The organism is Pontiella sp. (assembly GCF_041622395.1).
GTDB lineage: Bacteria > Verrucomicrobiota > Kiritimatiellia > Kiritimatiellales > Pontiellaceae > Pontiella.
The window spans coordinates 1-10,016 of sequence record NZ_JBFJYW010000131.1; the positions used below are offsets into that span (position 1 = coordinate 1).

The 10,016-nt window shown below is 58.7% G+C and carries 13 protein-coding genes; 6 read left to right on the top strand and 7 right to left on the bottom strand.

Annotated elements, in window-relative coordinates:
- Positions 1–1,382: radical SAM protein (locus ABYO54_RS09000; protein ID WP_372807918.1), on the top strand; the 1,382-nt coding region annotated here is incomplete at its 5' end.
- 26 nt (positions 1,383–1,408) lie between these two features.
- A complete protein-coding gene (locus tag ABYO54_RS09005) occupies positions 1,409–1,897 on the top strand; it encodes a 3'-5' exonuclease (RefSeq protein ID WP_372807919.1) in 489 nt (162 codons plus the stop codon).
- On the opposite strand, the gene ABYO54_RS09010 is transcribed toward ABYO54_RS09005, so the two are convergent.
- Together ABYO54_RS09010 and ABYO54_RS09015 are read right to left on the bottom strand one after the other, a co-directional pair.
- Positions 1,882–2,751 (bottom strand): RluA family pseudouridine synthase, encoded by an 870-nt coding sequence (locus ABYO54_RS09010; protein WP_372807920.1) that lies wholly within the window; start codon positions 2,749–2,751, stop codon positions 1,882–1,884. The two genes, ABYO54_RS09005 and ABYO54_RS09010, sit on opposite strands and share 16 nt — an antisense overlap.
- A 6-nt stretch (positions 2,752–2,757) precedes the next feature.
- Positions 2,758–3,102, bottom strand: coding sequence for a DUF6172 family protein (locus ABYO54_RS09015; RefSeq protein WP_372807921.1), 345 nt, complete (start codon positions 3,100–3,102; stop codon positions 2,758–2,760).
- 369 nt (positions 3,103–3,471) lie between these two features.
- On the opposite strand from ABYO54_RS09015, the gene ABYO54_RS09020 reads away from it, so the two are divergent.
- Positions 3,472–3,597 carry a hypothetical protein gene (locus ABYO54_RS09020; RefSeq protein WP_372807922.1) on the top strand — a complete coding sequence of 42 codons (126 nt, stop codon included), beginning with the start codon at positions 3,472–3,474 and terminating at the stop codon, positions 3,595–3,597.
- A 131-nt stretch (positions 3,598–3,728) separates the two neighbouring features.
- On the opposite strand, the gene rnhA is transcribed toward ABYO54_RS09020, so the two are convergent.
- Both rnhA and ABYO54_RS09030 read right to left on the bottom strand, forming a co-directional pair.
- Positions 3,729–4,229 carry a ribonuclease HI gene (gene rnhA / locus ABYO54_RS09025; RefSeq protein ID WP_372807923.1) on the bottom strand — a complete coding sequence of 167 codons (501 nt, stop codon included), beginning with the start codon at positions 4,227–4,229 and terminating at the stop codon, positions 3,729–3,731.
- A gap of 3 nt (positions 4,230–4,232) precedes the next feature.
- Positions 4,233–5,345, bottom strand: coding sequence for a DEAD/DEAH box helicase (locus tag ABYO54_RS09030; RefSeq protein ID WP_372807924.1), 1,113 nt, complete (start codon positions 5,343–5,345; stop codon positions 4,233–4,235).
- 245 nt (positions 5,346–5,590) lie between these two features.
- Between ABYO54_RS09030 and ABYO54_RS09035 the strand changes: the two genes are divergently transcribed.
- From ABYO54_RS09035 to ABYO54_RS09045, 3 genes are read left to right on the top strand one after another with little or no spacing between them, the layout of a single operon-like run.
- Positions 5,591–6,508 carry a PA4780 family RIO1-like protein kinase gene (locus tag ABYO54_RS09035; protein ID WP_372807925.1) on the top strand — a complete coding sequence of 306 codons (918 nt, stop codon included), beginning with the start codon at positions 5,591–5,593 and terminating at the stop codon, positions 6,506–6,508.
- Positions 6,505–6,987, top strand: coding sequence for a ribonuclease HI (locus ABYO54_RS09040; RefSeq protein WP_372807926.1), 483 nt, complete (start codon positions 6,505–6,507; stop codon positions 6,985–6,987). Before ABYO54_RS09035 ends, ABYO54_RS09040 begins: the two co-directional genes overlap by 4 nt.
- On the top strand, positions 6,984–7,496 hold the full coding sequence (locus ABYO54_RS09045) for a M48 family metallopeptidase (protein WP_372807927.1): 513 nt from the start codon (positions 6,984–6,986) through the stop codon (positions 7,494–7,496). The genes ABYO54_RS09040 and ABYO54_RS09045 overlap by 4 nt, the downstream gene beginning before the upstream one ends.
- 127 nt (positions 7,497–7,623) lie before the next feature.
- On the opposite strand, the gene ABYO54_RS09050 is transcribed toward ABYO54_RS09045, so the two are convergent.
- From ABYO54_RS09050 to ABYO54_RS09060, 3 genes are all read right to left on the bottom strand, one after another.
- Positions 7,624–8,919, bottom strand: coding sequence for an aminopeptidase P family protein (locus tag ABYO54_RS09050; protein ID WP_372807928.1), 1,296 nt, complete (start codon positions 8,917–8,919; stop codon positions 7,624–7,626).
- A complete protein-coding gene (locus ABYO54_RS09055) occupies positions 8,916–9,719 on the bottom strand; it encodes an ankyrin repeat domain-containing protein (protein WP_372807929.1) in 804 nt (267 codons plus the stop codon). Before ABYO54_RS09055 ends, ABYO54_RS09050 begins: the two co-directional genes overlap by 4 nt.
- Positions 9,719–10,016, bottom strand: a 298-nt coding sequence (locus ABYO54_RS09060) for a hypothetical protein (RefSeq protein WP_372807930.1), incomplete at its 5' end; no start/stop codon positions are given. The genes ABYO54_RS09060 and ABYO54_RS09055, both read right to left, overlap by 1 nt.

Here is a 10,016-nt window from a genome sequence, read left to right on the forward strand (position 1 = left end):
GCGAAACCGTATTCCCGGCGATGCTCCACTGCTGGCGGACGGGCACCCCGGTGGATTTCGACAATCTGGCGCAGAACACCCCCGCGGGCTGGACCTGGGGAACCGAACCCGCGCCGACCGCCGAGCTGGCCGCCGCCCAGCCCTCGGAGGAACGGATGATGCAGTGCGTGCAGAACCGCCCGGTGATTTATCTCGAAACCGTGCGCGGCTGCCCGCTGACCTGCTCGTATTGCCGCTACTACCAGCTCCACGCCGGCCTGCGCACCCTGACCACCCAACAGGTTTTAAACCGCATCCGCCGCTTCCGCGAACTCGGTGCCAACGAGATCCGCTTCGTCGACCCCACCTTCAATGCCCGCCCGCGCTTTACCGAATTTCTTGCGGCGCTCGCCGAGCTCAACCGCGACCACCAGTTGAGTTTCTTTGCCGAAATCCGCTCCGACACCCTGACCGAGGAGCAGGCCGGCCTGATGAAAGCGGCCAACTTTACGGCGGTCGAGGTCGGCGTTCAGAGCATCGACCCCGCCGTACTCGCCAACGTGACGCGCCCGGTGCGGCTCGAAAAAACGGCGGCCGGCATTCAGTCGCTGTGCAACGCCGGGGTGCATGTGGTGCTCGACATCATGTATGGCCTGCCCGGCCAAACGCTCGCCGATGTCCGCCGCAGCCTCGACTGGGGACTCGCCTTCGGCGACGCCGTCCAGGTGCAATGCATGCAGACGCTGGTGTTGCCCGGCACCGTATTGCGGAGCGAAGCGGCCAAATGGAAATTCGATCACGACGTCCGCCCGCCCTACGCCATCCATCAAACCGACCACCTTTCGGCCGACGATATCCGCGCAATCGAACTCCTGCTCGACGAACACCCGAACCTGCCCGCCGACCCCGTCACCCCGCGCTTTTGCTCCCGGCGCCTCGCCGGCCTCTTCAAGGAACAGATCCGCATCAACATGGATGACCTAGAGGCCTTTAACGCAAAGACACAAATCGCAAAGGAAAACTCTGCGAAACTTGGCGAACTTAGCGGCTTTGCGGTGAATGATTTTTTGGGGAAAGGCAACCGCCGCGCGCTGCTCTTCTGCGGGGCCGATCTGTTGAGCCACCGCGCGGCCATCGCCGCGTTGATCGAGCGTGCGATCGCATCCGAGCCCGACGGCCTTTGGCAGTTCGTGCTGGTGCCGGCGCACGAAGAGCCGCTCGACCTGATCGAAGCGCTGGCCGCCGCCGTCCGGAGCCACCCGCCGCACCTGCTCGACCGCTTCGCCTCCGCCGCCGCGTTCGAGGTCCGCGTCGCCCGCCGCCTCTACGTCCGCACCAACCCCGCCATTTCCAACGAATGGCAATCCGCCGCCGAAGCGCTGTTGCGCGAATCGTTTGGCTAATTGAGATTTTTTGCTATCTTTCCCGAATGAATTTTACGGCCATCGACTTTGAAACCGCCACCGGGCAGCGCAACAGCGCCTGCGCCGTGGGCATCGTTACCGTGGAAAACGGGCACATTGCGGAGGAGTACTATTCGCTGATCCAGCCGCCGGGCAACGCCTATTTCGGGATGAACATCGCGGTGCACGGCATCCGACCGCAGGATACGGCGAATGCCCCGTCCTTCGGGCAGCTCTATCCGGAAATCCGCCAGCGCCTGCAACGCCGCACGATCGTGGCGCACAACGAAGTGTTCGACCGCTCCGTGCTGCGGCGCACGATGGAGCACTACGACCTCGACTATTCGGAGCTTGGGCTGGCCGACCGCTGGGAGTGCACCATGCGCATCTACAAGGCCAAGGGCTATTTGCCGTATCGGCTGAACAGTTGCTGCGAGCGCCTCGGCATTCCGCTCAAACACCACGAAGCGCTGTCCGACGCCATCGGTTGCGCGAAGCTCTATTTGCGGCGCTGATTTTTTTCGCGCTTCAAGGCCGCCGCTTTGCGCTGGGCATTGCTCTTTTTCGGTTTCTTGCCGCCGACGCTTTTGTTCGCCGTGGCGGAAGGCGCCGTGGCACGCGGCGCGCCATCGGCGCTTTTCACCTCTTTGACCGGCTCGAGCTTCTTGCACATCACGTTGTGGAAGTAGGGCGGGATTTCCGACTCGAAGGTCATGCTTTCCTTGGAAAACGGATGGACAATGGTGAGCGAAGCGGCGTGCAGGCAAAGCCGTTTGACGCCCTGCCCCTTGACGCCGTATTTCTTGTCGCCCGCGACGGGGCAGCCGAGGTCGGCCATGTGGACGCGGATCTGGTGTTTGCGGCCGGTCAGCAGATCGACTTCGACCAGGCTGAAATGTTCCGATTCCTTCAGAACGCGGTAGCCGGTTTTGGACAGCTTGCCGTCCTTCGAATTCGGAACGGAATACATGCGGTGAACGCTGTTTTCCAGCAGATAGGAGCTGACCAGCCCCTCTTTCTCCGCCAAGTGCCCCGAGAGCACGGCAACATATTGCTTCTTCGTGTTCGGCCAGTTTTTTTGCAGAAACTCCTTCACCTCTTCGCTCTTGGCGAAAACCAGGATGCCGGAGGTTTCCTTATCCAGCCGGTGCACGATATAGGCCCGGTTCTTGGATTTCGGATTCCCCTTGCGCACATATTCGTTCACGAGGAAGTGCGCGGTGTTTTCCTTGATCTTCTCGGTGCCGACGGTCAGCAGCCCATTGCTCTTTTCAACCACCACGATGTCGCGGTCTTCATAGAGAATTTCGAGCCCCTTCGGCGTGTGCTTGCGGGGCGGCCGCTTGAAGTTTTTCTGTAGCTCATGCATGGAAAATTATTCCTCGCCGAATTTTTTCGGTTTGGGAACGACGATGTTCACGACCGGCGTTTCCCGCTCGGGCTTGGCGCGAACGCCTTCCTTGCGGATTATTTCGATGTAGAACGAGGTCAGCTCGCGGGATTCGGCCTCGTTGATGCAGGCATCGATTTCCGCGAGGTGGATGGTTTTGGCATCGGCTTCAGTATCGCCGAACTTGCAGTCGAAGTCCCAGAAATCGGCCCCTTCGGGGAGCTCTTTGCGGCGCTCGCGCTTGATATACTTGCGCAGCTCGTTCTTGGTGGCCTCGACCATGCGCGGGTATTTGATTTTCGGATGGATCAGTTGGAAGGTTTTTTTCATTGGTCCTCAGGCAGGGTTAAATCGGGGTCGTCTGGAAATCGGCCTTTGTTTTACAGAACGTACGGAATATAGCGATTCCGTTTCCCGTTTTTATTGTTCGGGATCGATGGCCCCGTCTTGGGGGGCGCCGAAAGTATATGTTGCCTATTTGGGAATTGGTTGTAGGTTTTACCGCACCGGCGAAAACCAGGGGGCGGACCCACGTTGGCGTTCCACCTTTCCCTCGCAGCGATCCGCTAGGCCGGACCCGAGATCGCCGACTCGCCGCCGGAGTGAACCAACAAACGATCGAAACGCTTGACCAGATGCTACGGCGGATCCGTTCCGCCGAATGTTGGCATTGGATGAACCCCACAACGGAGCAATCACATGGGCGAAAAAGGTAAGAAGGACAAAGGCCAAAAAGAGAAACGCAAAGAACCCAAACTAACCCTGAAGGAGAAACGGCAGGCCAAAAAGGAAAAGGCCAAAAACACGAGCAGCCATATCGCCTAGCCGGGCCAAACCGGAACCCAATTTTACCCCCCGCTACGCTAGAGGACACAGAGGGCTGTAAATGCTCTGTGCCTCTGTGAACTCTGTGGTAAAAAAAATCCGTCGTAAACAGGATGGGATTCGAATGGGAACTAAAGGCTAAACAGGTCGCCTTCGGGGACGATGGCGTTTTCGAAGCCGTCGTCCGCAGGGAGGTCCTTGCCGCTGGAGGCGGCGACGGCAAGGGCATCGCACCGTTCGTTTTCGGGATGGGCGCTATGGCCTTTAACCCACTCGAACGCCACCGTCTGTTCTTCGCAAAGATCGAGCAGTTGGGCCCAGAGGTCGGGGTTTTTCGCGGGCTTCGAGGGGGAGAGCATCCACCCCTTGGAGCGCCACTTTTTGGCCCAGCCCAGGACCATGGCGTTGACCACGTATTTCGAGTCGCTGGTCAGCACCACCGAGCAGGGGCGTTTCAACGAGCGCAGCCCTTCGATGCAGGCCAGCAACTCCATGCGGTTGTTGGTGGTTTTGCGGAATCCGCCGGAGAGCTCCTTTTTCCGGCCGCCGCAAATCAGAACCACCCCGAAGCCGCCCGGCCCGGGATTCCCCTTGCAGGCGCCGTCGGTATAGATTTCAACGCGCTCGCCCATCAACTATGCGATTTCCTGGAACGAGATGCCGAGTTGCCGCGACAGATCGGCAAGGCGCTTTTCTTCGTGGCGGGTAATCAGGGCCAACGAAATGCCCGATTTTCCGGCGCGCGCGGTGCGGCCGCTGCGGTGCGTGTAGTATTCGTTCTTTTCCGGCAGCTGATGATGGATCACGAAGGAGAGCCCTTCGACATCGATCCCCCGCGCGGAGACATCGGTGGTGATCAGGATGCGGGCGCGGCCTTTCTTGAACATGCGCATAATCTTGTCGCGCTCGGTTTGCATCAGATCGCCGTGCAGCACGACGTTGGAAAAGCCGTAGGGCTCGAGCGCCTTGCCGAAATCGATCGTATCCTGCCGCGTGCGGCAGAAGATCAGCCCGCGCTGCTCGCCGCGCTGTTTCAGGAAATCGACGATCCGTTCGAGCTTTTCGCCCTCGGTACAGCGGATGTATTGGTTGCGGATATTGGGGTTCACGATGTGCTGCTTATCAATCTTCAAGAACGGGGCATCGGCCGCCAGATGCTGGCTGATCATTTTCTTGATGCCCGGCGGCATCGTGGCCGAAAACAGCCAAATATGACGGCCGCCGGCCGTCAGTGTCATGACCGACTCGATATCCTCGCGGAAGCCCAGCTTCAGCATTTCGTCGGCTTCGTCGAGCACCAGGGTTTCGACGCGCGAAAGGTCCACCGCCTTGCGGCGCACCAGATCCATCAGCCGGCCGGGCGTTGCCACCAGCACCTGCGTCGGGCGCTTCAGCGCCTCGATCTGGCGGTCGATCTTATCGCCGCCGCAAACGACCTCGGAAAAGATGCGGTCGGCATATTTCGTGAATTTAAACAGCTGCTTCTGCACCTGCTTGGCCAGCTCGCGGGTCGGCGCCAGCACGACGGCCTGGATATGGCGCCGGTTTGCATCGATCCCCGCCAGCAACGGCAATCCGAACGCCGCGGTCTTTCCGGTACCCGTCTGGGCCTGGCCGATAAAATCGGTGGTTTTCCCCAACAGCATCGGGATCGTTTTCGCCTGGATCACCGTCGGGGTTTCAATACCCAGCTCCGCCAGTCCCTTGCGATATCCTTCGGAAATTCCGAGTTCTTTAAATGTGCTCATGCCTGCCTATCCTTGCCGTTTAAATTTGGAGAACAGGGGAACCTGAAGACTGAAGCCGTTCAAATCCAGCTAATAAGCCAAAAATATTGGCGCGGGCTCGCCTGGGTTGCGCCCCAAACATCATGCGCCACCATGCCCGCCATAAAACCGGTTTTACGTTTTACCGATGGCAGTTCGCCTCCCTTCTTCCGATCCCCGGTCCGATACACATTGCATCTGATGTTCCGTGCGGTATAAACCCCGCAATGAAAATTCCCAAACAACTCAAAGCGCTGATGGCCGATGGCCTGGTCGATGAGGTGCTGCGGCAACTCATGAGCGGCAAGGAGGCCACGATCTTCATGGTCCGCTGCGGCGCGGAGATCCGCTGTGCCAAAGTGTATAAAGACGCCTCGAAACGCAGCTTTAAAAAAGCGGTGCAGTACCGGGAAGGCCGACACGTGCGCAATAGCCGCCGCGGGCGGGCCATGGCCAAAGGCTCCAAATTCGGGAAAAAGGAGCAGGAAGAAATCTGGCAGCATGCGGAAGCGGATGCACTCACCCTTCTGTTCCATGCCGGCGTCCGCGTTCCCCGGCCTTATGGCTGCGTCGACGGCGTAATGCTGATGGAACTGATTACCGATGCCGAGGGCGGCGTGGCCCCCCGATTGAACGATATTACCCTGACGCCCGAACAGGCGCAAAAAGACCATGCACTGATCATGCAGGATGTGGTGCGCATGCTCTGCGCGGGAATCGTGCATGGCGACCTCTCGGAATTCAATGTGCTACAGGACGAAAAAGGCCCCGTCATTATTGATCTGCCGCAAGCGGTGAATGCCGCCGGGAACAACAACGCCCGGGCCATGCTGGCGCGCGACGTCAACAATATGACCGCCTATTACGGTCGTTTCGCCCCCGAGCTGCTCAAAAGCAAGCACGCCAAGGAAATCTGGGCGCACTACGAAGCCGGCACGCTCGCCCCCGACATCAAACTCACCGGCCGCTTCAAGGAATCCACCAAAAAAGCCGATGTGAAGGGCGTGCTGAACGAGGTGGAATTCGCCGCCAAGGAAAACCGGGAACGCCTGCGCCGGCTCCGCGAGCGGGAGCTGCTGGAAAAAGAAAACCATCCCGAACCTTCGCGCAGAAAGAAAAACGGAAGACACCGCCGCCACCGATGATGAAACCGCTTTTGCTATTTACCGATGGAAGTGCGCATCCGGCTTCCCGGATCGGCTTCGGTGCCTACCTTGCCATCCCCGATTTAACGGCCGACTTCCAGGCAATGAAACCCCGCGTCCAAGTGAAACGCTTTGAGGAAACCTCCTCCACCCGACTGGAAATCGAAACCCTCCTCTGGGCGCTGCGGGCAACACAGCCGCGATGCGTTACCGTTTATACCGACTCCCAGAACATCATCGGTCTGCCCGACCGCCGGGAAAAAATCGAAAAACAGGGATATTGCTCCAAAACCGGAGCCCCGCTCAACCATGCGGACCTCTACCGGGAATTCTTCCGCCTGATCGATTCGCTCGAATGCGCCTTTGTTAAAGTCAAAGGCCATCGCCGTTCCAAAGAAAGAAGCCCGATCGACGAACTCTTCGGCCTCGTCGATCGCGCCTCGCGCCAAGCACTGCGTACGGAGCCGGCGAGCCAATGACCGCATTGAAATATCTCGCCGGCTATGCCCCGGAACTGCAACAGCGCGTGCAGACGATGATTGACCAAAATACGCTGAATGCCTTTCTTCAGCAGAAGCATCCGAAAATGCACGAGATCCGAAGCGATGCCGCGTTGCGCGAATATGTGGTCGGGTTGAAAAACCAACACATGAAAAAATCCGGGCCACTGAGCAAGGTGGCCTACGACAATAAGATTCACGTCATCCATAACGCGCTCGGCACGCATCACTATGTTTCAAGAGTTCAGGGCGGAAAACTGAAAGCGAAAAACGAAATTCGGATCAGCACCGTGTTTAAAACCTGCCCGATCGATTTCCTGAAGATGATCGTCGTGCACGAACTCGCCCATCTGAAAGAGAGGGACCACAACAAGGCCTTCTACAACCTGTGCGAGAACATGCTGCCGGGCTATCACCAAACCGAATTCGAAATGCGGCTCTATCTGACGCAACGCGAGCTGGATCAGCAAAAAACCGGCAACGAATAAACCGCCCGAAACGGGCGATCCTTAATTCGCTCTACAGGAGCATATTCGACAAAATAATTGCGGACAAAATGATTTTAAAATCCGCTCCGCACCGAATTATTTCGTCGAATCTTCCGTGGCGGCCCTGCTACTGCAAACCGGACTGGACCATCGCTTCCACGTCGGCGACTTCCTTCGCAATGGCGGCGCTCAGGTTTTCGTGGCCATCTTCGGTCACCAGCACATCGTCCTCGATGCGGATGCCGATATATTTGAACGCCTCCGGAATCTGGTGGTTGAAATCCTGCGAGTAGAAGCCCGGCTCCACGGTGACGACCATGCCGGGCTCCAGCTTGCGCTCGGCGTCGGCGCCGCGGAAGGCTTGGGGCATGACATCGTGGACATAGAGCCCGAGCGAATGGCAGAGCGCGCCCGGCCAGAAGTCGCGATAGGCATTCTTTTCGATGATTCCGTCGGTGGAGCCGTGCAGAATCTTGAGCGATTTGAGCCCGTCGGCGAAAACGCGCGCCGCCACATTGTGCAGCTCAAAAAAGCTGATGCCGGGCGCGACCGCCTCGACGCCCGCCTTTTGCGAGGCGAGGACGATTTCATACAGGTCGCGCTGCATCGCGGTGAATTTGCCGGACGCCGGGAACGTGCGGGTGATGTCGGCGCAGTAGTTGTTCCATTTTGCGCCGGCATCGATCAGCACGAGATCGTCCGGACCGACGGGCCCGTTGTTTTCGACGTAGTGCTGGCAGGTGGCGTGGGCCCCCGCCGCGACAATGGAGCCGAAGGCGAAGTGGCGCACGCCCCGCGTTTTGCAGGCATATTCGAACTCGGCCTCGAGCTCGTATTCGAATTGGGCGGTTTTGCCGGCGCGCATGCAGGCGTGGTGGGCCTCGCCCGTGATTTCGATGGCGCGGCGCATCTGCTCCAGTTCGTAGGCGGATTTAATGACGCGCATCTCCAGCAGTTCGTCGAACGGTCCGCCGGACTTCCGGGGCACGACCCCCTCCTGCTCCAACAGTTTTTCGAGGGTCTCGCCCTGCCGCTGGTTTTGGATGGCCTTGTAATAGACCGTGCGCCCTTTCAAGCGGTCCTTGAGCGTCGATTCCAACGATTTGACGTTGTAGACCTTGTCGGCCGGGAACCGCTCGCGCGCCTTGCGCGTACCAATGGTGAACCCCTGCCAAACCTCTTCCTGCCGATCCTTCTCCTTCACGAAAAGCGCCACGTTTTCGGAATCGCGCGTCGGGTCGAACACCGCGATCGCGCCCTCTTCCGGGAATCCGGTCAGGTAGTGGAAATCGTCGTCCTGCAGGAACAGCGAAACGCCCGTTGGCGGAGCGCCCGCCGGCAGAATCAGCAGGTCCGTGCCGAGGTTTTCAAGAATCCGTTTTTGCCGTTGCTTCAGTTCATTCAATAAATCGTTGTTCATCATTCACTCACCGTTATTTTGTTTGAGGCGGAGCGCGCCGCTTTGATTAAAGCCACGATATCCGCGTGAACCCGCCGCGCCTCCTCCAGCTCTTCCGCAGCAGGCGCGTGTCCAAGGTGCTTTCCCCATGAACGGGAAAGCGAAATAAATTTACCCTCCAACATCGCGTTGGCCCAACCCAATGCGGATAAATTTCGTTGATGATCCGTAAGGTCCGCATCCGCACCGTTTTCCAACAGGAAACGGACGACATCGATGCGCAAATCCTTCACCGCAAGAATGAGCGGCGTGCCTTCATAATTCCAATTGCGCACGTTGATGTTTGCGCCGCTTTCCAACAGGAACTCTGCGAGCTTGAGGTCGTCCAGCGAACAGGCCCAGGTGAACGCCGACCGGTTTCCGGTCTGGTATATGCCGTCCATGCCTTCGTCGATCCGTTCCAGATAGGGCAGGAAAAGGCGGACCATCCGCTCGTCGCCATTGCGCGCAGCCGCCTGAAACGGCGTATAGCGGATCGAAGCAACCCGGAATGAAAGGGATGTTTTCGCGCCTTGCTCCAACAGGAATTGTGCCGCGGCATGCTTTTTCCATCGCACCGCGCAGCCCAGCGCCGTGCACTGCGCCGAACGGCTTCGCTGATCAATGTCGGCGCCTTGGTCGAGCAGGCGCTTCAGTTCGTCGACGTCTCCCGCCTTGGCGGCGTTGTGGAATTCGGTGTAGCCCTCATATTGCTGTTTACGCCATTCCGAGCACCCGCAGAGCATCACAACCAAGAGCAAACCGATTTCGCGGCGCTTGAACATTAGTTGGAAACCTCCAAGCAATAGGTTTCCAGTTCGACTTCCTCCGCCGCGCCGGAACCATAATAATCCCGCCCCTCGCACATCGGGCAGATCCCCGCCGCGGTTTTTTCCTCCAGCGTTTCCTCGAGGGGCGCATTGCAATCGGGACAGAATTTCCCCTGCATGCCTTCCTCCAGCGAGGCCCCGTTGGCCAGCGAAAAGATCGCGCCGCAATCGGTGCACTCGTACAATTTCACTTCGGAATCCCGCACTTCGGAATACCCGAAAAAATCCACTTCGCAGGAATTGCAGGTCAGC